This is a genomic window from Neolewinella agarilytica, assembly GCF_900110645.1.
Taxonomy (GTDB): Bacteria; Bacteroidota; Bacteroidia; order Chitinophagales; family Saprospiraceae; genus Neolewinella; species Neolewinella agarilytica.
Genome location: NZ_FOFB01000005.1, coordinates 65608 through 89672, shown reverse-complemented (window position 1 = coordinate 89672; position 24065 = coordinate 65608). Strand labels below are relative to the sequence as shown.

18 protein-coding genes are annotated in these 24065 nt (G+C 52.3%); 9 read left to right on the top strand and 9 right to left on the bottom strand.

Annotated elements, in window-relative coordinates; translation table 11 throughout:
* Positions 1-31: 31 nt before the first annotated feature.
* The 3 genes from BM123_RS06000 to BM123_RS05990 all read right to left on the bottom strand — a co-directional run bounded on the left by BM123_RS06000 (position 32) and on the right by BM123_RS05990 (position 4162).
* Complete coding sequence (locus BM123_RS06000; protein WP_090166310.1) at positions 32-1549, bottom strand: M20/M25/M40 family metallo-hydrolase; 1518 nt, start codon at positions 1547-1549, stop codon at positions 32-34.
* Between the two features lie 176 nt (positions 1550-1725).
* The gene (locus BM123_RS05995) at positions 1726-3405 is read right to left on the bottom strand and encodes a hypothetical protein (RefSeq protein ID WP_090166308.1); all 1680 of its coding nucleotides are present in this window, start codon (positions 3403-3405) and stop codon (positions 1726-1728) included.
* A complete protein-coding gene (locus BM123_RS05990) occupies positions 3398-4162 on the bottom strand; it encodes an ABC transporter ATP-binding protein (protein WP_090166306.1) in 765 nt (254 codons plus the stop codon). The genes BM123_RS05995 and BM123_RS05990 overlap by 8 nt, the downstream gene beginning before the upstream one ends.
* Before the next feature lie 205 nt (positions 4163-4367).
* On the opposite strand from BM123_RS05990, the gene BM123_RS05985 reads away from it, so the two are divergent.
* Complete coding sequence (locus BM123_RS05985; RefSeq protein ID WP_090166304.1) at positions 4368-4745, top strand: nuclear transport factor 2 family protein; 378 nt, start codon at positions 4368-4370, stop codon at positions 4743-4745.
* Positions 4746-4772: 27 nt separating this feature from the next.
* Here BM123_RS05985 and BM123_RS05980 read toward each other — a convergent pair whose 3' ends face one another.
* Complete coding sequence (locus BM123_RS05980; protein WP_090166303.1) at positions 4773-5918, bottom strand: S1C family serine protease; 1146 nt, start codon at positions 5916-5918, stop codon at positions 4773-4775.
* A 102-nt stretch (positions 5919-6020) separates the two neighbouring features.
* Between BM123_RS05980 and BM123_RS05975 the strand changes: the two genes are divergently transcribed.
* Together BM123_RS05975 and dapF are read left to right on the top strand one after the other, a co-directional pair.
* Complete coding sequence (locus BM123_RS05975) at positions 6021-6248, top strand: hypothetical protein (RefSeq protein ID WP_090166301.1); 228 nt, start codon at positions 6021-6023, stop codon at positions 6246-6248.
* Positions 6249-6287: 39 nt separating this feature from the next.
* Positions 6288-7070 (top strand): diaminopimelate epimerase, encoded by a 783-nt coding sequence (gene dapF / locus BM123_RS05970; protein WP_090166299.1) that lies wholly within the window; start codon positions 6288-6290, stop codon positions 7068-7070.
* Between the two features lie 64 nt (positions 7071-7134).
* On the opposite strand, the gene BM123_RS05965 is transcribed toward dapF, so the two are convergent.
* Positions 7135-7596, bottom strand: coding sequence for a 3-oxoacyl-ACP synthase (locus BM123_RS05965; protein ID WP_139211783.1), 462 nt, complete (start codon positions 7594-7596; stop codon positions 7135-7137).
* Positions 7597-7827: 231 nt separating this feature from the next.
* On the opposite strand from BM123_RS05965, the gene miaB reads away from it, so the two are divergent.
* The 4 genes from miaB (at position 7828) to BM123_RS05945 (ending at position 14473) form a co-directional block, all read left to right on the top strand.
* The gene (gene miaB / locus BM123_RS05960; RefSeq protein WP_090166295.1) at positions 7828-9273 is read left to right on the top strand and encodes a tRNA (N6-isopentenyl adenosine(37)-C2)-methylthiotransferase MiaB; all 1446 of its coding nucleotides are present in this window, start codon (positions 7828-7830) and stop codon (positions 9271-9273) included.
* An 81-nt stretch (positions 9274-9354) separates the two neighbouring features.
* Positions 9355-10731 (top strand): sigma-54 interaction domain-containing protein, encoded by a 1377-nt coding sequence (locus tag BM123_RS05955; RefSeq protein ID WP_090166293.1) that lies wholly within the window; start codon positions 9355-9357, stop codon positions 10729-10731.
* Positions 10732-10985: 254 nt separating this feature from the next.
* Entirely contained in the window at positions 10986-13181 is a 2196-nt protein-coding gene (locus BM123_RS05950) for a peptidase domain-containing ABC transporter (protein ID WP_090166291.1), read from the top strand.
* Positions 13181-14473, top strand: coding sequence for an HlyD family efflux transporter periplasmic adaptor subunit (locus tag BM123_RS05945; protein ID WP_090166289.1), 1293 nt, complete (start codon positions 13181-13183; stop codon positions 14471-14473). Before BM123_RS05950 ends, BM123_RS05945 begins: the two co-directional genes overlap by 1 nt.
* Positions 14474-14485: 12 nt before the next feature.
* Here BM123_RS05945 and BM123_RS05940 read toward each other — a convergent pair whose 3' ends face one another.
* The 4 genes from BM123_RS05940 to BM123_RS05925 all read right to left on the bottom strand — a co-directional run bounded on the left by BM123_RS05940 (position 14486) and on the right by BM123_RS05925 (position 19274).
* Positions 14486-15718 carry a hypothetical protein gene (locus BM123_RS05940; RefSeq protein WP_090166287.1) on the bottom strand — a complete coding sequence of 411 codons (1233 nt, stop codon included), beginning with the start codon at positions 15716-15718 and terminating at the stop codon, positions 14486-14488.
* A gap of 32 nt (positions 15719-15750) precedes the next feature.
* A complete protein-coding gene (locus tag BM123_RS05935; protein WP_090166285.1) occupies positions 15751-16755 on the bottom strand; it encodes an HlyD family secretion protein in 1005 nt (334 codons plus the stop codon).
* Positions 16756-16759: 4 nt separating this feature from the next.
* Positions 16760-17500 carry a DUF4956 domain-containing protein gene (locus BM123_RS05930; protein WP_090166283.1) on the bottom strand — a complete coding sequence of 247 codons (741 nt, stop codon included), beginning with the start codon at positions 17498-17500 and terminating at the stop codon, positions 16760-16762.
* A gap of 214 nt (positions 17501-17714) precedes the next feature.
* Positions 17715-19274, bottom strand: a complete 1560-nt coding sequence (locus BM123_RS05925) for a T9SS type B sorting domain-containing protein (RefSeq protein WP_139211782.1) — start codon at positions 19272-19274, stop codon at positions 17715-17717.
* A 623-nt stretch (positions 19275-19897) separates the two neighbouring features.
* Here BM123_RS05925 and BM123_RS05915 point away from each other — a divergent pair.
* Both BM123_RS05915 and BM123_RS05910 read left to right on the top strand, forming a co-directional pair.
* Positions 19898-21952 carry a S9 family peptidase gene (locus BM123_RS05915; protein ID WP_090166277.1) on the top strand — a complete coding sequence of 685 codons (2055 nt, stop codon included), beginning with the start codon at positions 19898-19900 and terminating at the stop codon, positions 21950-21952.
* Positions 21953-22196: 244 nt separating this feature from the next.
* Positions 22197-23978 (top strand): LptF/LptG family permease, encoded by a 1782-nt coding sequence (locus tag BM123_RS05910; RefSeq protein WP_139211781.1) that lies wholly within the window; start codon positions 22197-22199, stop codon positions 23976-23978.
* Positions 23979-24065 lie beyond the last annotated feature (87 nt).

The window sequence follows — 24065 nt, the reverse complement described above, 5'->3', positions numbered from 1 at the left end:
TCAAGGGTAAGTTAGGCAAAGCAATGGGCACTTACAAGCTTTCCGTCAGAACTCCCAGGCAAGTACGGATGCCTTCGAGATAGTTTCCGACGCGGAGATTTTCGTTAGCAGCGTGGATGTTGTTGTCCGGATTAGGGATACGAACAGACACGGCAGGCAGCCCCAGTGCCTGAATGAAGGGTGAGATGGGTTGCGAGCCACCAGTCGTTCGCATCTTGACCGGCGGCGTGCCGAAGGCACGCGTCAACGCCCGCCCCAGCCAGTCTCCAATCGGTGCATCCAGCGGCGTCCGGTAAGCGGCGTAAGAGACCTTCCCGTAGAGGGCGGCGATCTTGTCGTGGGTCCGGCGCTCCGCTTCCGTAGGTTCTTCCTTGACGAGGTAATAGCCCTGCGCCTCGACGTACTCCCTTAGGGCATCCAGCAGGCGCTGACCGTCTGATTCCGGAACGAGACGGATATCGATCATGGCAATGGCCTCCTCCGGAATAATCGTCCGGACAGCCCCACCCACGTAGGCGGCCTTCAGCCCCCGAACGTTGAGCGTGGGATAGGCCAGGGCTTCCTGGTAGGTCTCCCCTACCCGCTCCGGACGGGCAATGCCGATGCGGGCGGCAATGCTGTCGGCGTTTTCGGGTACGGCGTTCATCCGTTTCTTCTCTTCTTCGGAGAGCTCAATACCATCGTACCAGCCGGGAATGAGGACGCGGCCGTCATCGTCTTTCATCCCCGCCAGCAGTTTGGACAATCGGAAGACCGGGTTAGGGACGAAATTACCGTACTGACCGCTGTGCATCGGCTGGCGAGGGCCGAATACCCGCAGTGTCGTCGTAGCAATCCCCCTTGCACCAAAAGTGAGTGTTGGCATGTTGGATACGTGGCGGGTGCCGTCCATGACCACCAGACGATCCGCTGCCAACTCCTGACGATACTGCCTGACCAACTCTGGCAACTGCGGGCTACTCATCTCTTCCTGAAAGTCGAGGATGAGCTTGACGTTAAAGGCAGGCTTTTTGCCTCTGTCCCTGAGTATTTCCAATGCATTGATCAGTGAAAGTGCTGGCCCCTTGGAGTCAGAAGTGCTACGGCCGAAGAAGCGATCATCGGGCTCGGGCACCTTGTCTCCTGCAGGCCAGGGAATGGTCTGCCATTGCCCATGGGCGTCCATCCGTTTTAGCGCCACCTCGAAGGGAGAAGGCTGATCCCACTGGCTGGCATCGACGGGCTGCCCGTCGATCTGGAGGTAGAAGAGTACCCAGGGGCGATCCGGGTGATATTCCTTTGTGGCCAGCACGAAGGGGACTTCGTTGACGGTCAGTACTTGTGTGTTGAAATCCAGCGAGCCCAGCCTTGGGCCTGCCCAGTTGACGTTTGCCAGGATTTGCCCGGGGTAATGGCCATCGTTGGGAATCGCGACGAAGTCGCGGAGGTCCTGAATGGCCGCCGGGAAGCGGGCCTCACTGGCGGAGGTGATGGCTTGCTCGGTCCATCGTTGACAGGAAGTAGTGGAACTTAGCAGGGCAAGAAATACCAGGAAGCAGAATCGGGGCATTTTTCTGGAAAGATAAGAATATACCGCAGGCTAGTCATTGGTCGAGACGCTATGCGTCGAGCCGGGCAAGGGAGCGAAAGCGACTTTGACCGTGTCAGCAACCACTGCTCAAAAACGAAATACACTCCGGGAGCCTTCGGCCCCGTTCGCGGATCGACGCATAGCGTCTCCACCAATCACCACCCTGCTCCTTCAACTTCCATGGCACCTGCGGCCGCGCCCTTCGCATTCCTCATCCAGTACATCCAGCCGATGACCATCCCCCAGACGATCACCGCTGACACCGGCAAGGCATAGGGAATCTCCCGGAGGTAATAATGTCCGAAGCCAAAAAGGGGAGCCAGGAGACTGACGATCAACAGAGGACCGAAATTGGAAAACTTGGAATCATCCTTAGCCCGGGAGAAGGGATGGCCACTATCCACCACATTGTAGATCATGGCAAACAGAATGGCATTTCCGCAGCCAAGCACAACATCCAACCAATAAGACGGGCCCCAGTAGGCTAATACCACGCTATACACCAAAATGGCGGTTGGCAAAAAGAACATGCCCAATACGGCCATCAACTGACCATACTTAATGCGATGAGGATAGGGATTGGCCGTTGCCTCAAAGATCCAGGCAGCGCGGTATTGGTCACTGACCTTGGTCTGCCCGAGGGGAATGACGATAATCCAGATAACGAAGTAAAGCAGCATCAGCATCGTCCCTTCCCCAACAGAAAAGGCTTCCTCTCCGGTGAAGGCATCCCGGAAAACCGTGATAACTAAAACGACCGGCATATAAACCATGGCGGGGTAAGTCCGCTGCTTGAAGGTGAGGTCCCGCAGCATAACGTTCCAGTGAAAGTTGAAAGACACCCGCTCCAGATTCGGGGCTGTAAGCCAACTGGCCAGACGATCCCGGATGGGTGAACCCTTGATCTTTTTCCCGCTGGCGGGCAGATCATCAACCGTAACGGAGCCTACCTCCCGAAGCGCTAACAAACGGTCTGCATAGCCCCTGCTTTGCCGTACATAAAACCATAGGCCACCAACGGCCGCGACGACGGCTATTCCTGCCTGGGCAAAGGTCATCCAGCCTCCCCCCAATTGTGTCATTGCCTTATACAGCCCACCCAGCCATAAGCCGGGAAAGGCAAAGCCTAAGGGCTCTCCGACCAGCACCAGTTCTTTAAACTGGGAAATGTCACCCACCAGGCTGGGCAGTTGGTAAGCGATGAAGAAAATGAACGTTGCCACAATCTGGAAATAGCCGACTATTTTTTTCACCCGCTCCGGGGCTACCCGCCGAAGTAAGATCAGGTAAAACACCAGGGTGCCCGTCATCGTAATCAATAAGGTAAACACCGAAAGCAGCAGGTAGACAAAGAACGGCCACACTCCTACCCAGCCCAGAAAGTAGATGCCCGTTGGCACTCCAAGACACAGCCCGAACTTACTGGCAAACACCCCAATGTGCAGGATGCGGGATAAACTGAGCGTCAGGTCATTAATGGGGCGACTTAGCAGTACGTATAAATCCCGCTGATCAAAGAGGTTTTCACTCATCTCCGTAATGAGCATCAGGCCGATGTAGATCATCCAGAATGAGAAGACGAACCCCAGAGCGGTGGGCACGTCATTCACCAAATTAAAGATCATAACCAAGAAGACGCCGAACATGGCGATGAAGAGGTAGACAAAGGCCTGCATCCCCGACTTTTTCGATTGTTGGCGCCCCATGGCGAAGCCACCCCGGTCATCCATTTTAAGCTTGGCGGAGAGGATAAGAGAGATCGCTTTGGGATCCGCCCCCAGGCGGCTCCAGAGAGGGTTGGCCAGACCTACCAGCCAGACAAACAGCTTATTCATCGGCGGTAAAATCAAAGTCGGAGATGGACTCGTTACCAGCACCCGTCAGTTCAGAAAAGAGGTTCTCCAGGCTGCCACTACGCACCTGGGCGTTGATCTCGGCGAAGGTGCCATTGGCAACGATCTTGCCCTTGTCCAGCAAAATGATGCGGTCGCTGATTTTCTCGACCACTTCCATGATATGAGAGCTGTAGAAGATGGTCTTGCCACGCTCCGTCAGGTTCTGCAGCAACTCTTTGACACGGATGACGCTGTTGGCGTCCAGGCCGGCCAGGGGCTCATCCAGAAAGATGAGGTCAGGGTCGTGCAGCAGTCCGCTGATGAGCAATACCTTCTGTTTCATCCCCTTGGAGAAACTGTCGATGCGTTGATCTTCACCATAACTAAGCTGCAGGTATTCTTCCAGTCGTTGAGATCGCTTCAGGGTAATTTCCCAGGGTAGATCCTGCAGCCCACCCACCAGTTCATAGAATTCCCTGGGGGAAAGCATCTCGTAAATGTCGGCTGCTTCGGGGATGTAACCAATCCGTCGCTTAACTTCGATGGGGTTCTTTTGCACGTCGAACCCCATGACTTCCACCTCGCCATCAAAACGGGAATCCAGCCCGGCTAAAATGCGGATCGTCGTTGATTTCCCCGCTCCATTACCACCGATATAGCCGACGATCTGACCGGCCTCTACCTCAAGATCAATGCCGTGCAGAACTTTCTTTTGGAAATAGGCCTTTCGGAGATTACGTATGCGGATAACTGACATTGCTTGTCGAAGAGTTGGTGTAGGCCAAAGATAAACGTTAACGAGTCATCGGCTGGCTAATTTTCGATGAACAATCAGCTTTATATAGACGACGAAATGAAAACGACAAACCAACTACCAGCACGGCGGGTTTTATCTTCATAGTTGTCATTGTAGTACTTTTTACCAGCGGTAAACAAGTCTCAATGACTTAAATCAAACCAATATGGACACTGACAAAAATAAGAAGAATGCCGTAGCGTTTTACAAAATGGCCTACGAGGGAGACCCCACAAAAGCGGTAGAACTTTATGTTGGTGATCAATACATCCAACACAACCCGGACGTAGCCGATGGACTGAAGGGATTCATCGACTATTTCAACCGAATGCAGAAAGAGTACCCCGAGAAATCCATCAAATTCCTGCGGGTAATCGGAGAGGGAGACCTCGTAGCCTTACACACTCATCAGATTTGGCCAGGGAATGACCAATACGTCACCATGGATTTTTTCCGCTTCAACGAAAACGGCAAGATTGTGGAGCATTGGGATGCGATTCAGCAGGTGCCGAAGGAAATGGCGCATGGGAATGGGGTGGTCTAGTGCAGCCTCTGAAAAAGCCTTCGGCTCCTAATCCTGCACCTCCTCCCGCCCCACCAGCTTCCGGGGGTTATTGTTCTTATCCCTCAGCAAAACTTTCAGTGACAGTGCGCGACCATTGCGGACATAATTTACCCGAATCCGGTCACCGGGCCGGTAGCGGCTGAGTTGTTCCTGAAACTCGCTGGCGGAGTTAATGGCCGTACCGTTGATTGCGGTGATGACGTCATCAACTTTTAGTCCGCCGCGGAGCGCCGGACTGTTATCCCGTAATCCGGTGATCAGGACTCCACGGGCCGCCTTTAGCCCCAGGCTTTTTGCCTGAGCAGCATTCACGCCCTGAATGTAGGCGCCAAGTACGGCCCGGCGAACTTCGCCAAAATCCCGAAGGTCCTCCAGCACCCGCTGCGCCAGGTTCCCCGGGATGGCAAAGGCAAAGCCCTGATGGCGGCCACTGCTGGAGAGGATGGCAGTATTGATCCCGATCAAATCTCCGGAAGTATTCACCAGTGCGCCACCGCTGTTTCCGGGGTTTACGGCAGCATCCGTTTGGATGAAGCTTTCAATTCGGTCTTCTGGCTCCAGTACATCAATACTTCGTCCTTTCCCCGAAACAATCCCGGCCGTGACGGTAGAATTCAGGCTAAAGGGATTTCCCACCGCCAGTACCCATTCTCCTACCTGCAGGCTATCGCTGTCGCCGAAAGTCAGGTAAGGGAGCTTGCCTTCCGGCTTGATCTTCAGCAAGGCAAGATCCGTGCTTTCGTCTTCCCCAATCAAAGTTGCGTCGTATTCCCGCTTGTCCCCCAGTACAATACGAATCCGGTTAGCGTCTTCAATCACGTGCCGGTTAGTGGCAATTAAGCCTCGTTCATCAATGATCACGCCGGAGCCCGTAATTGATCCTCTTGGTCCTGGTTCAAACCGGCTGACGGAGGAAGGATAAGCACGCAGGAATACTACTGCGGGCGTAACCGCTTTGGCCGAAGTGGTAAAATCCGCGGGCAGACCTTTGGCAAAAGACCGCCTGGCTACATCATTCCTTTCTGCAACTGACAGGGAGGAAGAATCAGGGGCGCTTACCGCTGGTGCAAAGAAGGTTTGTTGAGCAAGGAGAGCCAGAGCTGCTGACAAAAGACAGCAAGCAAAAAGGGTTATTAACTGAGATACTTTCATTCGGGTAGGGAAACGTCCGCCACAGATGGAATAGTGTAATGCCCCGCGGCATAGAATTGTCAATTTCATCATTCTATCCCATGATCGCTCTATCTTTGCGGCATGGAAGACAAAGACCCCTACGACGGCGAATACATCGGTAACATTTTTGGCTGGAAGATTTCGTTTATTGGCCTGGGGGTAATCCTTCTCTTTTCGGCCGTAATCGCCTACCGCCATTACACGATGGATGTTCCACTCGGGTTTGATGACCCGCTGGAAAGTGAGGAAGAGAAAGCCCGCTACGCGCCGGCCGGTGCTGCCGATCAGGACACTACCTTCCGCCAATAGAACAACTTCTCCGCCGCTAACTCCCAGAAATACCGCAAAATGCCCACCTTTCACAAATACCATGGCGCCGGCAACGATTTCATCTTATTGGACGACAGGGACGGCGACCTGCTGACACAGTTGGATCAGCCAACCATCGCCGGCTACTGTGCCCGCCACTTCGGCATCGGAGCCGATGGCCTTATGCTATTGAGAAGCCACGCTGAGTACGACTTTGAAATGGTCTATTATAACTCCGACGGAGCGCCGAGTTCGATGTGTGGGAACGGAGGTCGCTGCATTGTGCGCTTCGCGCACGACCTTGGCATCCATAAGGACGAATACAATTTCCTCGCCGTTGACGGACCTCACCGGGCAAAGATCTTACCCAACGGGAACGTTACCCTGGAGATGATCGACGTAGCCTCCATCAGCAGCCCTAGAGCAGAAGCTTTTGTGCTCGACACCGGCAGCCCGCACTACATCGCTTTCGTGGCGGATGCGGCCTTGGTAGACATTGTCTCCCGCGGCCGGGCCATTCGGCAATCTCCGCCCTACGCGGCGGAAGGCATCAACGTCAACTTTGTTAGCGGAGACATTAATGGATTAAGCATCGCGACCTACGAGCGTGGTGTGGAAGACGAAACGCTCGCCTGTGGCACCGGCGTAACGGCTGCGGCCATTGCTGCAGTGCATCGTATCAATGCTCCGACGGGAGACTTCCGCATTCCCGTCCGGGCAAAAGGAGGCCTCCTCGCCGTCAGCGGAACGCATAAAGAGGGGCAATACAGCAACATCTGGCTGGAGGGGCCTGCGGAGAGCGTGTTTAAGGGAGAAATCTGAAGTGTAGAGCTTAAGCTACCTTGCTCCTTTAACCCCGCTACGCACCTGCGGCTGCGCCTTTCTACTACACCACCCCCAGCACTTCAAAGTCCAATTCATTAAACGTAAAGGACTCCCCCACCTGCTTACCGTGTAGTTGCAGCCCGATGGGAGCCGTCAGAGAAGTGCAGAAAATCGTTCTGCCGCCGAGCTTAACCTTACCGATTCCAACGGCCAAAAAGTACAAACCCCGGTTGGTAGCCACCAGGCTGCCCGTGGCAATGCGATCTCCGGAGGCCGTTTCTTTCACTCCCGCCATGGTCTCCCGCAGCTTCATCACTTCGCCCAACTGCGCGTTAAGTTTGGCTTCCTCCATCTGCATCATCGCCCGGCCGGTTTCGAATTTATCTCCGGCACTGGATTTAGTCTCTCCATTCCGGGACTCTTCAATGCTCCGCAAAGAACGGGTGATGGTTGACATTCTTTCGTCTACATGAGCATGACAATGCTCAATAAGCCCCTTCTTTAGCTGTAATCCTTCTTCCATCTGCTTCCGTGCTGGTTAAGTCCGCAAAGTAAGCAAAGGTCTAAAAGAAGGTGGAGAAAAGTATCTGTATCGCAAGATGCTCCGGTAAGCTATACCCCTTACCATCCGTATACCCGCCCACAAGGCTGAGGAAAGATCTCCAGGCTTACGGGACAATCAAAACAACTTTGCATTTCCTGCCAATCTGTCAGCTAATCGCCGTACCTTTGCCCCACTAAAGGGTGCAAACAAATGTACAACGACAATCCAACCATCGCCGGCCTTGATAATAAGGTCGTTGATGAAAGCAAGCAAGGCCAGGTATTTGGTGCTGAATTCGCGGTAAAGAAGCCGGGCGACAAGCATTTCTACATAGAAAGTTATGGTTGCCAGATGAACTTCAGCGATTCTGAAATCGTCGCGTCTATTCTCGGAGAAGCAGGCTACGGCCCGACCCGGGACATGGAGGCTGCGGACCTGATTCTGATCAACACCTGCTCCATTCGCGAGAAAGCCGAAGACACCGTGCGTAAGCGTCTGCGGGTTTTCGACAAGGTTAAACAACGCAAGCCCGGCACAATGGTCGGCGTACTCGGCTGCATGGCGGAACGGCTGAAAGCTAAGTTTCTCGACGAGGAAAAGCTGGTCGATATCGTTGTTGGTCCCGATGCTTACCGTGACCTCCCCGGCCTGGTGGCCGGTGCCGAAGAAGGCGAAAAGGGCGTCAATGTTTTCCTGAGTCGGGAAGAAACCTATGCTGATATCAGCCCCGTCCGGTTACAGAGCAATGGCGTAACGGCCTTCATCTCCATTATGCGGGGATGTGACAATATGTGCTCCTTCTGCGTCGTCCCTTACACCCGTGGGCGGGAGCGGAGCCGCTCCGCCTTCAGTATCGTAGCCGAAGCGACGGACCTTTTTGACAAGGGCTTCCGGGAAGTGACCCTGCTGGGCCAGAATGTCGACAGCTATAAATGGACGAATCCCGAAACTGAGGATACCGTCAACTTCGCTGAGCTGCTAGCGATGACCGCCGCCGTAGACCCGGACCTGCGCATCCGCTTCAGCACCAGCCATCCGAAAGACATCACGGATGACGTGCTCTACGCCATGCGCGACCATGAGAATGTGTGCAAGTACATCCACCTGCCCGTACAGTCCGGCAACAGCCGGATCCTCGACCTGATGAATCGTACTTACGATCGGGAGTGGTATAAAGCCAAGATTGACCGCATCTACGAAATCATGCCCGACTGTGCGATCAGTTCCGACATCATCACGGGTTTCTGCACAGAAACGGAGGAAGAACACCAGGACACGGTGAGCATGGTAGATTACGCTCAGTACTCTATGAGCTACATGTTTTTCTACAGTGAACGGCCTGGCACTCCTGCAGCACGCAAACTGGAAGATGATGTTCCGCTGGAAGTGAAAAAGCGCCGTCTGACGGAAATTATTGAGTTACAGACCAGCATCGCCCGCAAGCTTAACGCTGAACAGGTGGGCAAAACCTTCAAGGTCCTGATCGAAGGCGACTCGAAGAAATCGGACCAGGAATGGAAGGGCCGGACGACACAAAACCGGATGGTAATTTTCCCCAAACTGGAAGGGCAAAAGCCCGGAGACTACGTTACGGTAAACATCCACGATTCTACCAGTGCTACCTTATTTGGGACACAGGTAGAACCACAGAAGTAAACCACAGAGGTCCACAGAAATTCGCTCCGTGAACCTCTGTGTATACCTCCGTGAACCTCTGTGGTTAAAAAAAGCTAGAAAATGCCCAAGATAGACTCCATCAAACGCCGCTACGGCATCGTCGGTCGTTCTCCCGCTCTGGAGAATGCCTTGCAAACGGCGTTGCGTGTTGCCAGTACTGACCTATCGGTTCTGATCACCGGAGAAAGTGGTGTGGGCAAAGAGGTCATGTCGCGGATCATTCATGACAACAGCACCCGTAAGCACGAAGGCTTTATCGCCATCAACGCCGGTGCCTTACCTCCCGGCACCATCAACAGCGAGCTTTTTGGCCACGAAAAAGGAGCCTATACGGACGCCCGGGCAGACCGTAAAGGGTACTTCGAAACGCTGAACGGCGGCACCATTTTTCTCGATGAAATCGGGGAGATGCCCCTGGAAACCCAGTCTTACCTGCTGCGGGTACTGGAAAGCGGGGAGTTCATCCGGATGGGCTCCAATAAAGTACAGCGGACGGATGTACGCGTTGTTGCGGCCACCAACCGCAAACTGATGGAACGGGTGGCAGACGGTAAATTCCGCGAAGATCTGTATTACCGTTTGGCGACGGTGCCGATTGACATGCCTTCTTTGCGGGAGCGGCCCGAAGATATCTACCTGCTCTTCCGTTACTTCGCCAACAACTTTGCGGAGAAGCAAAGTATTGAATCCATTCAACTGGATGAAGAAGCCCGCTGGCTGCTGGAGAATTACACCTGGCCGGGGAATATCCGGGAGCTGAAGAATGTCGCAGAGCGGCTTAGCATCCTGTCCGAAAAGCGGGAAATGACAGCCGTGGACCTGGCCGAAATGATGCCACAGCTGCTGAAGCGTAATTTGCCAGCCATCCGCAATGAGGATAGTCCTGCTGCCGCTGGCGGGCCGTCTATGCAGGAGCGGGAAATTCTCTACAAAGTTCTCTTTGACATGAAAGAGGACATGGCTTACCTGAAAAACCTGGTTCGGGAGTTGATCAGAAACAACGACCTTCGGGTACCGGATGCGGCCCAGGCCCGTGCGCTAAGTATGCCGGGCAATTACCCTGCGGCAGCAGAACAGATTGACCGCTTCATGGACGATGTTGAGCTGAATGATGTTGATCGGCCGTCAGTAACACTGAACGATCTGGGCAGTATGGCTGGCAGCCGGGACGGCCATCGCCGGCCCCATGCACCCTCAGCTCCTGTGTACTCCTCCCCTTCGGCAGCAGACCCCATTATTGTGGATCACAGTATGCGCCGGGCCTACGATGAGAGTGAGGTTGTAGACGAAGACCTCAGCCTGGCTAACGCTGAAAAAGAACTCATTGGCAAAGCTTTAAAAAAGCATAACGGCCGCAGGAAAGAGGCGGCAGCGGAACTGGGTATCAGTGAACGGACCTTGTATCGGAAAATTAAGGAATACGAAGTGGAAGAATAGCCGGCGCACACGCAGGTGCAAAGGAGAGTTGAGGAGCAAAGTGAGGGCTTGCCCCCTGTGTTTTCCCCTGCACCTGCGGCCGCGCCTGAGCTTGCTAAAAGTATCCGTCGCCACAAAGCTTATTCTCTCTCCGAAAAAACTTTCAGGACAAGCGACACCTTTTCCTCACGAAACGGTAGCTGATTACTCGGGAACGGGCTGCCTTTCAGGCGACTGAACTAATTAGCGTTCAAGGCATTATCTTTACTCAACTTATGCTCGGCTTTACCTATTACCAGCAATTGGAGGAAATGGATTGTGGCGCGGCCTGTCTTCGGATGGTAGCCCGGCACTACGGCCGTTATTACAACCTCGAATACCTGCGCGAGCAAACCCGCATCAGCCGGGAAGGCGTGAGCCTGCTGGGCATTAGCGAAGGAGCCGAAAGTATTGGTTTACAGACGCTTGCCCTGCCCGTTTCGCTGGAACAGCTGGAAAGAGACATTCCCCTACCCTGTATTTTGCCCTGGAATGAAGAGCACTTTGTGGTTTTACACAAAGCCAAGAAAGGGCGTTTCTATCTGGCCGACCCTGACCCGGCAAGAGGAAAGTACGATGTTGGCAAGGCCGAGATGCTGCGGCATTGGGCTACGCTGAATAATGATCAGGGCACCTACTCCGGAAACGTTCTGGTGCTGGAAACCACACCTGACTTTTTTGCTAAGGACCGCGAAGGCATTGACAAAAGCAGCTGGAAATACGTACTGGACTACTTCCGGAACTACAGCATTTTACTCTGGCAGTTTGGTGCAGGATTGGTACTGGCCAGTATTCTACAGATCCTCCTTCCCTTCCTGCTGAAGAATATGGTCGATTTTGGCATCGTTCATGACGATTACAATTTCGTGCTCCTCGTTGTGATCGCTCAGGGTATTCTGCTTTTATCCACTACTCTGCTGGGGGCGATGCGGCGTTACATCATGCTTCACATTGGTGGACGGGTGAACGTGAGCCTGGTGAGTGATTACATCCGCAAACTGACCCGCCTGCCGCTTGAATTCTTTGACAGCCGCAGCCGCGGAGACCTGCTGCAGCGCATCAATGACCACGAACGACTGCAGAACTTCCTGACCGGCCCGACGCTCGTCCGGGTCTTCAGTATCTTCAACTTCCTGGCTTTTGCGGTCGTGTTAGCACTTTGGGACAGTATTCTCTTCCTGATCTTCCTCATTGGCACGGCCATCAACATCGGCTGGGTCAGCTGGCAGGAGAGCCGTAAAAGAGACCTCGATTTCCGACTGTTTGAGCAAAGTGCGGCGGGCAAAGAGCAGTTGATGGAAATCATCGACGGCATGCAGGAGATCAAGCAAGGAAATGCCTCCCGCCAAAAGCGATGGGCCTGGGAACGGCAGCGGGCCGGGCTCTACCGTACGCGGCTGCAACTGAGCACCATTGACCAGTGGCAACGCACTGGAGGTACGGCCATCAATCAGGTTAAAAACCTGATGATTACGCTGGTGGCGGCTACTGCCGTGTTAAACGGTGACCTTACCCTTGGCACACTGGTGGCAATCCACTACATCCTGGCACAGTTAGATACACCAATCGAAGATTTCAACGAATTCGCCCGTGGCTACCGGGAAAGTATGATCAGCCTGGAGCGGATGAACGAAATCCATAACAAGGCCGACGAACAGGAAAGGGTTCACCGTTTGGCAATCATTCCTGGTGATGGAAGTCTTCAGTTGAAAGACGTTGGCTTTCATTACAACCTCCCCAATGCCCCAAGAGTATTGAAAGGCATCAATGCTACGATTCCTCCGGGCAAGGTAACGGCTATTGTTGGTGCTTCTGGTTCGGGCAAGTCGACCCTTCTCAAGCTAATGCAGGGCTTTTATCAACCCACTGAAGGAGAAATTTTGTTGGGTGGAACGAATCTATCGACCATTGACCGGACGTACTGGCGATCCATCTCTGGCGTTGTCAGCCAGGAGGGGTACATCTTCAGTGACACCATTGCCCGCAACATTGCTTTGGGCGAAGATTACATTGACCAGCAACGGTTGATACAGGCCGTCAAAATTGCGCAGATTGAACGGTTCATTGACCGTTTACCCAACGGCTACGGAACGGTTATCGGGGAAGCGGGCGTAGGGCTCAGTCGCGGGCAAAAACAACGCCTCCTCATCGCCAGAGCGATTTACCGGCAGCCTAAGTATTTGTTCCTCGATGAAGCGACCACGGGGCTTAACGCCTTTACGGAGGTGACCATTATGGATGAGCTCTTCGAATACATGAAGGGGACTACGATCGTTATTGTTGCCCACCGTCACTCTACCTTTGAACGGGCTGATCACATCGTTGTGGTAAACGACGGAGTTATTGTGGAACAGGGCAAACACACGGAGCTAATGGAGACTCGTTCCAGTTACTTCCGGCTGGTCCGGAATCAAACCCTGTTGGGTAATTGATGGCAGGCCTGGAAGAAAACAGCTCCCTGCCGGTTACTCAGCCGGAGCTACGGAGTCAGGATGTAGAAGAAATCATTGGCACTCCGCCAGCCTGGCTGGCTAAGTCCGGGACGTTCATTCTTGTTATCATCATGTTTTTGCTTGTACTTATGACGTCGATGTATACCTACCCCGACGTTGTAACCGGCAAACTGACCCTTACCACCATTGACCCGCCACGCCCCCTGCGTGCGCCGAAGGATTTTCTTGTTGACCGGGTGCTCATTAAAGACAACGACTCCGTTTCTGCGATGCAGATACTCGTGGTGGCGAAAACTATTGCAGCATTCGACGATGTATCCTCTCTGGATACCCGACTGTTCAACCCCGTTGATGAATCAGACAACGGGCTGGCAAACTTCGACATTCCTACCAACTGGAATCTGGGAGAGATCAAAGAGGCCGTCTTCGAATTTCGGGAGAAGCAAGAGATTTACAAAAACCTGAAAGACCGTCGGCTGGACGGGCTCACTACCCGGGAACTTCAACGTCGTATTGATCAGCAGGAGCGTAAGATCAGAACCGAACGGGCCCGACAGGGCAGACTGGAAGACGAGTTGCAACGAGAGCGGGAGCGGCTAACACGGGAAGAGCAGCTCGCCTCTGACGGGCTGAACAACGACCAACAGCTTACCCTTGCCCGCCGGCAGGTGGAAATTGCGGAAGACAATCTGCAGCGAAGCAGGGCAGCCGTTCGGGCTGCAAGCTTTGACATTGAGTTGATGCGTAACCAAATCGAAAGCTACCGTGGAGGTTTGCCCAGCACGCTCAATCAGGCGGCGGATGACCTGCGCAACAGCTATGACGCTCTGCGAGCGGGCGTTTCCAACTGGATGCAAAAATATACGCTGGTAAGCCCCGTAAATGGTGTGGTCGTACTCGATCAGGAGGTTAGGGCCGAGCAGTACATATTACAGGGAACCAAGGTGGCTACCATCATCCCCGCTAACCCGGGAGACATTATTGGCCGTATCGATTTACCCGTGAGAGGCTCCGGTGCTGTAGACATTGGCCAAAAGGTCATGGTCCGCTTTGCCAGCTACCCTTACCTGGAGTACGGCTCGGTGGAGGGACAGGTAATAAAAAAAGGCAACCTGCAGAGCGAAGGTCGGATCAACGTTGAAGTCGGCTTCCCTAAAGAGTTACTTACCACAACCGGTAATCGCCTGGAAGCCAGTCCCTTTATGGAGGGGGAAGCGAGCATCATTACGGATAGTAAACCGCTGTTATCACGGTTTTTGGATCGGTTTTAGGAGATTGGTCTACTACCGCAATAACTCCCCACTAGTTGCTGTACATAGCTCCCCGCCCCGTTCTCTTATCTTCAGGTAGCTCTGGTACAGATCGGTAGAGACATCGAGCAACTTTAGTTCGTTCCTGATGGCTCTTTCCTGAATAGCTAACAACGGTAGCGGGTTGAACCCTTCTTTCTTTTTTAATTGGTTACTGATCAGCCTCAGTTCTTCTTGTTCTTTACGATGCGTAGCGGTCATAAACCTGAAATGCTCATATTCAATCAGCCATCCGGCTACTTCTGCCTCATACACTTCTTTATCTGTGGCTACCTCTACTTCCTGCTCTTTCCTAAGGCTTTGTACTTCCAATTCCAGCTCCCGCATTTTCAGTTTTTTGTCGCCAGAGTTTGGTAACTGAAAGGCCAGGCCGACGGAAAAACGTTCTTGCAATTCATCGGTGTGTGGCCCCTGGTATTTCAATTGGGCAAAATCAAAGAACTGTTTCTGCTCCGCTTTTTCTAACTCCAGCTCATGGGCAACCGTCGCCAGCTCATAGTCTAGCTTAGGGTCAAGACCTTTTTTAAAATTCCCCGGAAAGGCTTCTCCGATTTCAGACAGAGAGATGAAACCCTCGAAGGAAAAGAACGGATCTTTGAGCCCCAGCTCTTTATTGATCCGGGCCTGCACCGTCTTTAACCGGGACAGCCGCAACTCAAAATCGGAGATATCCTGCCGTAGCCCGATCAGTTTAGACCAGTCAAAATCCAGATTGCCGGCTTGCCGGCTGAGCACTAATTGCCGATCATCCAACACTACTTTTAACCTGTTGAGAATATCCAGCTCCCGGTCCATCAGATAGAGTACCAGCCACTGGTAATACCGATCTGCTAAGTCATCACAACTCGACTCCTGAGCTTCAAAGTCCGGAGCCCTTTCCTGATGATTATACAGTGCCGTTAATGCCCGCCTTTTTCGCCCGGTACTGGGCGAAACCCGAAAAGTGTACTCCTGCCGGTCAATGTCAAAATCTCTGGTTTCTGTTCTCAGTTCATATTCCTCAATCCATGGCATTCGGGAAGAAGAAATTGAATGCTTCTCAGCAGCTAATCCGTTTTCTGCTTCCTGGCCAATCTGAAAAAAATCCGTTGCGTCAATTACATCCTGGGCGAGCAGATCAACTGAGGGAAAGAGAATCAAAGACCATAACAGTAAAGAGAAGAAGACTCTTTGTAGATCAACGGTAACGATGTCCGGTAATACCATGCTTAATTATTGGTTGTTATGGGGGGAGAAGCTTAAGGCACGGCCGTTACCCGCCTGATACCAACTTTTTCCTTTTGCAGGAATAAATTTTCGGGAGAGATTTCCACAATTACCTCCCGCCCGTAAGTTTTAAAGTCGGGCAGTTTTCGTAATCTCGTAGGGGTCTCCACTATGCGGGAGCCCAAACCAATCACCTTTCCAGAATAGATTTGCCCACCTGTTTTTAAGGAATAAACCTCCAGGTCATCACCCAATGCGACTTTTGCCGTCAGGTCTTCATGAACGTAACCACGGACCAAACTGGAATGCGGCTCGTAGAAAGAAAGCAACGTAGAATAAGACTGGACGTGCTCTTCTTCCCTTACTTCTATATTCCCAACGATCCCATTCTCAGGAGCCTTTACGATAAAGGGCTGCACCTTCTGATCATCCTCGAAGGCAATTTCAGCTTCCAGCCGGCGAATTTGTTCGGCATATGGGTTTTGCCCCAGGCTTAACTCCTCTCGAAGGTTCTCCTTGTTCAATGTACTGGCATTGAGCACTCGAGTCTTCCTGGCCTCTAAAACGGAAATCTTGTCCTCAATCGGGCGGTAATCACCAGCCGTAGCAGCAATAGATCCCAGGCCTTCAGCTAGCGATTTTCTGTAGTCGAGTTCTTTTCGCAGGGAAGTAATTTCTTCTTCTACCCGGGCTAACTCATCCATAGACTTTCCAGTCTTTTCCTCTAACTCACTTTCTTTTCGTTGCCGCCACAGCTTTTCTTCCGCCCGTAGTTCTCTGATTCTAAAGGTTTGATCAGCCATAGTTTCTTTTGACTTACGACGACTCACCCTCATTAGTGCTTCTCCTTTCTTTACTGCCTGTCCGGGGCGAACGAGTAACTCATCAATCACGACCGGGTAGTTGTAATTGACCGTTATCTCATTGCTTTCAGCAAAGCCGAAAAAACTCAGATCATTTTCTTCAGGTGGGCGAAAAAGGAAAACGAGTGACAGCCCCAGCACCACAAGAACCAGGTAAAATAAATTGAACCGCATAGCTTTATAGTTTTGTAGGGCGTTTACGGAAATTAAGTTTAAGATCTTCCAGGCCTTCCAATTTGTAAAGATCAGATGACATGTCGTTGATCGATGCCCGGTATTTCAGTCGGATGAGGTAGGTAAATTCCTGAAGGTTTTCCCGGGAGAACTCTTCTATCTTAGGAATACCTTCCTCCGTGTAAGTCTGGACTCTTTTATCGGAGAGAAACCTTATTTGCTCCAGCTCCAAATCCCGACAATGTTGCTTTAACAGCTTTTCAATGATTGACTGTTGCTTATCTTCCTTAGGCACTTTAAGCTTGATCTCCCCAATAAACTCATTGTTGTTGCTCATGGGAGAGAACCGAAGAATAATTGCCCCCAGGCAGAAAACCACTGCCCCCGTAAGAGCGACGCTAAAGCCCAGGACTCCTGTGGCAATGCCTGTACCCAACGAGGCGAACATAAAGGTGATATTACGCGGATCATCCAGAACCGTACGGAAGCGAATGATGGAAAGCGCACCAATGATTCCCAGCCCACGGGCAAGGCTATCACCGATGGCCTGCATCACCGTGGCGGCCACAATCCCGATCAGAATCAGTGATTGTAAAAAGTGTGCTCTTCGGTAAATACTCTGGGTCGTCAGCTCATAAGTGATGGCGATGAGGGAGGATAGAAAAAACGAAAACAAAGTGGTCAGCAACACCACGTAAAAAGAGGGTGTGTCTGGGTTGTAGCTCAACCATTCAATATCGAACATGCAATCTTTTGAGTTTAAAAAAGCTCTGTAAACTTACATTAAGTTTACATTACGTTTACAGTGAATCGTTTTTCAGGCCTGCTCATGCTGCCCGTTGAGACCTTAGACTCTGATTTTAACGATTACCTTCGGTTGAGTTAACATTAGTGGTTAAATGTTCTCCGATCCGCTCATAGCTTGCCGATTTCCCCCTTCGGCGGAGATGATAAAAAATCTACTTCACGAGGGTCAAAGCTCCATTAAACAGTCGGGAGTAGCCGCCCACAAAATCGATGTTGATGGTGTACACGTACACACCTGCCTGTTGATCCCGACCATCCCACCTTTCTCCCTGAAATACCAGACCTCCCCAGCGGTCGAAGACCTGCATGTCTATTGACTCCACCTCCTCTGCCGGAACGAATGGGAAGAAGGTATCATTAACGCCATCTGCATTAGGGCTAAAAGCCGTCGGTATGTAGACATTAAAGTTATTTAGTCGTAAAAGCACAAGACTATCGCAGCCGATGGAAGACACTAATCTGACTTCATATTCCCCTTGAAGGAAAAAGTCATTATCGTCAATCACAAACGCCTGCCCCGTCAGGACTGACGCCTCCACCGTATCGTAACCCAACCCGATCACCTCCAGCTCCAGCGCAACGATACTGTCGCAGTTATTGACATTCTTAAAGGTATCCAGATAGGAGCCGGGCTCCGTAATCCTTAAGTCTCCAAAATCATAATATTCACCTTCACAAATAGCGACAGCGGGAAAGGTATTAACCTGAGGCAGAACATACTCATACTCCATAGAAACCCTGCAGGAGGCTCCATCTAATACCCGGACCTGATAAATTCCTTCCCCATAGTTTTGCGTCAGCTCAGGAAAAACCTCTCCGGAAAGAGCCACACCTGATTTATACCACTGGTATTCAAAAGCATCGTTCGAGGGAACCGACAGGGTGAAATTGTCATTGCAAGGATGAAGGTTCTCAGATATTTCAAAATCGAAAGATTCGATATCCGCCAGCAGTAAGTTGTCAAAGAAGTAGTAAGTGCTAATGGTCGTTGAACCGGCACTACATCCAGGCCCGATGGCAATGGCGGCGATATCTATGTCGGGGGTAATTTCAATGAAGGTATTTACCCAAACGTTTCCGGTACCTCCCGAGACACTGACCTCCCCCAGTTGCAACCAGTCAGGCCCATTTGTAGGACAACCAAATGCTTCATCTCCAACGCCAAAGGGTAAATTATCACAACTACTCGTGCCAAAAAATGTGATATCAAGCGGAGGTGACCGCTGCGAATCAGAAAACCCTACATCAAACTCAAACCGATAGGTGGAACCCGCCAGAAGCGGACTAATCAAACAAGCCCCGGCGTATTCTTTCCAATTCGTTTCCGCCGTAGTATTATTTCGGACACGACCATCGCGAAAACCCATAATGCCATCCCCATCGGGGAATGGTTGAGGTGGCAGGAACTCATCCCTGCCGCCCCATCCGCAGTTATGGATATAATCCGTTGTAGGCTCTGAGGCCTGAATCCAAAGGTCAGCACATTCCAGCTGGCTACGCTCCGTGGGGCAGCAATTCATATCTTCGAAGGACGGATTGGGAATTACGGACACCGGCTCAATTACGGTGCAGGCGCAGTCATCATCATTCAGATCGATCAGGCCGTCCTGGTCATCGTCGATACCGTTGTCACATATTTCGATCTGCCCAAAAACAACAATGGGTGCCAGAAAGCATATTAAACCAAGAAGTCTTCGTAAACCTCTACCCATTTTTCCGTCTTTCAGGGCCAATTAGTGACCATCAAAACTACGCATCCATTTTTTAATGAGAATGACAAGTTGGGACTGACTACAGGGCAAACGCATCAAATCTAAAACTGTAATCTAATAGTTGATTTTTGTTTCGATCGAACGCAGTGAGCTGTCACTTGCGGTAGCAAATCAAGAACCCCGAAGGGCTCAGCGAAGCTAATCAAATATCGAGAATCGCCAATCGCCAATCAAAAACGTAGCAAACGAAGTTTGATGCGTTTGCCCTGGGACTGACTACCCGTTAGGCCTTTGGAACAAACAAGAGCGTTTCGTTAGTGCATCTGGCGATACGCAGCAGGCAGCACTCCATCGATAGACTCAATTATTACCATTTTCCTTCGGACGGTACATGTTTACCGCTTGCTTTAGAGAGAGACTTCAAGTTACGATCCTTTGCTCTTTAGTCAAGCCCCTCCCCTGCTCCCTTAGTTGCTTCCCCTGTACCTGCGGCCGCGCCCGATCTTGCCATGGGGCGCCGTTGCCCAAATCCCGTCTGTTGTTCAACCCTGCACGCTTCCCTGCGTTTCCCTCCAGCGGCTACAGCCGAAAAGACACAAAAACAAACTGACCAACCGACCAGCATGACCCCACCTTTGGCAAAAAAAGTTCCCCATACCCTCACGGCTCACAGCCATGATCGCATCGACAATTACTACTGGATGAACCAACGGGAAGATCCTGAGGTGATTAGTCATCTGGAAGCCGAGAACGCCTATTTTGAGGCGCAAACGCAGGAGCAAAGTGAGTTGCGGGAGACACTCTTTCAGGAAATCAAGGGGAGGATCAAGGAAGACGACAGCAGCGTCCCCTACATCAAAAACGGTTACGAATATCAGACGAAGTACGAAACCGGCGACCAGTACCCGCGCTATCTGCGTCGGAAAGTCGAAGAGGAAGAAGCCCAGCTCATGCTCAACGTCAATGAGATGGCGGAACCCTACGACTTTTACAAGGTCGGCGGGCTGAACATGTCAGACGATAACCGCTACCTGGCCTACGGAGAAGACACCGTCAGCCGTCGCATCTTCACCATCCACGTAAAAGACCTCCTGACCGGGCAGAACCTGCCCGATCAAATCCCCAACACCACCGGTGGCTCCGTCTGGAGTGCCTGCGGGCAATACCTCTTCTATTCCGTGAAGGACGAAGCCCTGCGCCCCTACAAAGTCATGCGCCACAAACTCGGTACTGCTCCGCAGGACGACGCCGTGGTCTACGAGGAATCCGACGAAACCTTCCGTGCTTTCGTCTACCGCTCCAAGTCGAAGAAATACATCATTATCGGCTCCGCCCAGACCGTCAGTAATGAATATCATTTGCTGCCGGCCGACGAGCCGCTGGGCGAATTACGTCTGTTCCAGGCCCGCGAGCGCGACCTGGAGTACAGCATTGCTCACCTCGACGATCAGTTTTACGTACTTACCAACTGGAAGGCCCGCAACTTCCAGCTGATGACTACCCCGGAAAACGCGACGGCTAAAGAGAACTGGACCACCCTTATCCCCCATCGGGAAGACACCCTGCTGGAAGACGTTGACCTGTTCAAAAATTTCCTTGTCCTCAGTGAACGCACCAACGGGCTGACGCGCTTACGAGTGCTGACCAACAGCGGTAGTAAATCCAAAACCGAGAATCGAGAATCCCACTATCTCGAATTCGAAGACGAGGCCTACATGGCCTACACCTCCGTCAATCCCGAATTTGACACCGAAACCCTCCGTTTCGGCTATCAGAGCATGACGACGCCCGCCAGCACCTTCGACTACAACATGGTCACGCGGGAGAAAACCCTGTTGAAGCAGCAGCCCGTCCTCGGTGATTTCGACGCAGCCAACTACGTCAGTGAGCGCCGCTTCTCCGAAAGTCGGGACGGGACGAAAGTGCCCCTCAGCATCGTTTACCGGAAGGGAACCCCAAAAGATGGTAGCGCTCCCCTCCTTCTCTACGCCTACGGCAGCTACGGCTATAGCATGGACCCCTACTTTAGTGTGGCCAGACTGGCACTGCTGGACCGGGGCTTCATTTTCGTCATCGCCCACATTCGCGGCGGGGAAGAAATGGGCCGCCATTGGTATGACAACGGTAAGCTATTGAAGAAGAAGAATACTTTTTGGGACTTCATTGATGCCGGCGAGTGGCTCATCCAAAATAACTACACGACAAAATCCGGTCTTTACGGCATGGGTGGAAGTGCCGGCGGATTGCTGATGGGTGCCGTGGCTAATATGCGCCCCGACCTCTGGGCCGGGCTCGTGGCTCAGGTTCCTTTTGTTGACGTAGTGACGACGATGCTCGACGACTCCATCCCCCTCACCACCGGCGAGTATGACGAATGGGGCAACCCCAACGACAAGGAGTACTATGACTACATCCTCAGCTACAGCCCTTACGATCAGGTGGAAGCCAAGGATTACCCCAATATGCTCGTCACCACCGGCCTCCACGACAGCCAGGTCCAGTACTGGGAACCCGCCAAGTGGGTCGCCAAACTCCGGGAACTGAAAACCGACGATCATCAGCTCCTGCTCCACACCGACATGAAGGTCGGCCACGGCGGCGCCTCCGGCCGCTTTGACTCGATCAAGGATATTGCGCGGGACTATGGGTGGATTTTGACACTGGCGGGGCGTGGATAAGTCCGGTAATCAGTGGGCTTTCGGTTCCCTGACCCAGGACAATCGCTAGATATCCGCCGAGACGCTCAAAGGTCCCTTAAGCAAGGCAAAGCGGACCTCGAAGCGTCCCGCAGTATTGCGGGACCTTCGAGCGTCCGCGTTACCCTGTTCCCCGACCTTCCTCTGGTCATTATTTTCATTAAACCTTCGTTAAGGGCTGTATCATTTTCTCCCTTCCCCCTTTCCCCCCTTACTTTTGCCTCCCATGATCATCAAACGTCTCGACAAATTAATGGCTAAATCCTTCGCAGGGCCCTTCGTGGTAACCTTCGCGATCGCCATTTTCGTCCTGATGATGCAGGTGCTGTGGGTTTACCTCGACGATATTGCGGGTAAGGGACTTGGTTTCTTCACGGTCCTCGAGCTGATGGCCTACAAATGCGTCGGGCTGGTGCCGCTGGCGCTACCGTTGGCCTTGCTCATCTCCTCGGTGATGGTGCTCGGTGGGATGGCGGAGCATTATGAGCTATCCAGTTTCAAGTCAGCGGGGACCAGTTTGCTAAGGGTGATGCGCCCGCTCATCCTGTTTGGTATTATCTCGGCGGGTGTGAGTTTCGCCTGTGCAGATTACGTTATTCCGGCAGCCAACCTTCAGTTCGGTGCCCGGATGTACGACATCCAGCAAAAGAAACCAACGCTCTCCATGGAGCCCGGGGTATTCAATGATGACTTCAGTCAGTCATCGATCAGGCTCGGAAAACGATCGGAGAATGGCCGGGATATTGCTGACATCCTGATCTATGACCACACCAAAGCCTCTACTGGTGATCTTGGCCAGATTGTAGCAAAAACCGGAGAGATGTACTCCGAGAACGACGGTAGCTTCTTCGTCATGAAGCTCTACGACGGGTATCAATATTCAGAGCGAAAAAACACGGGCAAAAACCGCAGTAGCTTGCCCTTTGTACGTACTCGCTTTGACAGTTACACCAAGGTCTTTGACCTCAGTGAATTTAAACTCGGTAAAACGAACGAGACCTTGTTTCGAACGAACCGGAGTATGCTGGCTACCTGGCAGCTGCAGGAGGGGGTGGATTCGATTGACATTGACATTGCCGTTCGGAAACAGACCATCAGCAATCACGTGGTCAACTACCTGCCCCTGGCGCGTAAAGACACGACAGTATACCGGGAAAAATTTGCCCCCCAGTTTGAATCTCCTGATGAAGATGACGCCGAAGCGCGAACACGGATAGAAGGAGACTCAACGGCTGCCACCAGCAGTATCAAAGACATTGTTGATCAACCAGCTACGAGCTCTCAGACCCAACGACAATTGCCTCAGGTTGCCACCAGGGTGAATAAAACCCCCAGCAACATTGTGCGAATTGAAAATGCGCCAACGACCAAGCCAAAGAACGCGACGAAGAGTAAAGATGAGAAGCGGGCTGAGGTAACCTTTCGTCAGACAGAGGCTAAACGACGTTCATTGGAAAACCCATTGGTTCAATACGGGAAAGATTGGCCTGGCGTATCCTCAATAATGGATAGTCTGGAAAAGACGGCCTTTACCCGGGTCATCAACCGGGCGCGATCTGCCGCCCGATCCATTACCAGTCAGGCACAGTCAACGCAACGCATCTTGCCCGGCGTACGGGAGAGCCGCGTAAAGCATATTTATGATATGCACATGAAATACAGTTTATCATTGGTGTGCATTATCTTCATTTTCATCGGAGCACCAATGGGGGCCATTGTTCGCAAGGGCGGTTTCGGCTACCCCATCCTGGTGAGTATTATCTTTTTCGTCATCTTCATCATTCTTACCATCTTCTGCCGAAAGCTGGCGGAGAGCTTTGTGGTCAATGGTGCTTTTGCGGGTTGGTTACCCTGCATCATTCTCTTTCCCGTTAGTCTTTACATTACATCCCGGGCCCTGAAAGACGCCAAGCTGGTAAGTACAGACGGCATAACCCGATTGTTTTCCTGGGCAAAAGGACGGGTTAAGAAGCAGGAAGAACCGGGCGACGGGGCGCAGGTGCAGTAGAAGGTTGCAGGGAAGCAGTGGGGAGGAGGAGCTCCAGCTCCGACCATAAATGAGCCAGTCCCCCGAAGCGGGCAACTACCACAGCTT

What these genes read in the sequence shown, in the direction of transcription:
- BM123_RS06000 (WP_090166310.1), bottom strand. Translation starts at nt 1,549, where the DNA reads ATGCCCCGATTCTGCTTCCTGGTATTTCTTGCCCTGCTAAGTTCCACT.
- BM123_RS05995 (WP_090166308.1), bottom strand. Translation starts at nt 3,405, where the DNA reads ATGAATAAGCTGTTTGTCTGGCTGGTAGGTCTGGCCAACCCTCTCTGG.
- BM123_RS05990 (WP_090166306.1), bottom strand. Translation starts at nt 4,162, where the DNA reads ATGTCAGTTATCCGCATACGTAATCTCCGAAAGGCCTATTTCCAAAAG.
- BM123_RS05985 (WP_090166304.1), top strand. Translation starts at nt 4,368, where the DNA reads ATGGACACTGACAAAAATAAGAAGAATGCCGTAGCGTTTTACAAAATG.
- BM123_RS05980 (WP_090166303.1), bottom strand. Translation starts at nt 5,918, where the DNA reads ATGAAAGTATCTCAGTTAATAACCCTTTTTGCTTGCTGTCTTTTGTCA.
- BM123_RS05975 (WP_090166301.1), top strand. Translation starts at nt 6,021, where the DNA reads ATGGAAGACAAAGACCCCTACGACGGCGAATACATCGGTAACATTTTT.
- dapF (WP_090166299.1), top strand. Translation starts at nt 6,288, where the DNA reads ATGCCCACCTTTCACAAATACCATGGCGCCGGCAACGATTTCATCTTA.
- BM123_RS05965 (WP_139211783.1), bottom strand. Translation starts at nt 7,596, where the DNA reads ATGGAAGAAGGATTACAGCTAAAGAAGGGGCTTATTGAGCATTGTCAT.
- miaB (WP_090166295.1), top strand. Translation starts at nt 7,828, where the DNA reads ATGTACAACGACAATCCAACCATCGCCGGCCTTGATAATAAGGTCGTT.
- BM123_RS05955 (WP_090166293.1), top strand. Translation starts at nt 9,355, where the DNA reads ATGCCCAAGATAGACTCCATCAAACGCCGCTACGGCATCGTCGGTCGT.
- BM123_RS05950 (WP_090166291.1), top strand. Translation starts at nt 10,986, where the DNA reads ATGCTCGGCTTTACCTATTACCAGCAATTGGAGGAAATGGATTGTGGC.
- BM123_RS05945 (WP_090166289.1), top strand. Translation starts at nt 13,181, where the DNA reads ATGGCAGGCCTGGAAGAAAACAGCTCCCTGCCGGTTACTCAGCCGGAG.
- BM123_RS05940 (WP_090166287.1), bottom strand. Translation starts at nt 15,718, where the DNA reads ATGGTATTACCGGACATCGTTACCGTTGATCTACAAAGAGTCTTCTTC.
- BM123_RS05935 (WP_090166285.1), bottom strand. Translation starts at nt 16,755, where the DNA reads ATGCGGTTCAATTTATTTTACCTGGTTCTTGTGGTGCTGGGGCTGTCA.
- BM123_RS05930 (WP_090166283.1), bottom strand. Translation starts at nt 17,500, where the DNA reads ATGTTCGATATTGAATGGTTGAGCTACAACCCAGACACACCCTCTTTT.
- BM123_RS05925 (WP_139211782.1), bottom strand. Translation starts at nt 19,274, where the DNA reads ATGGGTAGAGGTTTACGAAGACTTCTTGGTTTAATATGCTTTCTGGCA.
- BM123_RS05915 (WP_090166277.1), top strand. Translation starts at nt 19,898, where the DNA reads ATGACCCCACCTTTGGCAAAAAAAGTTCCCCATACCCTCACGGCTCAC.
- BM123_RS05910 (WP_139211781.1), top strand. Translation starts at nt 22,197, where the DNA reads ATGATCATCAAACGTCTCGACAAATTAATGGCTAAATCCTTCGCAGGG.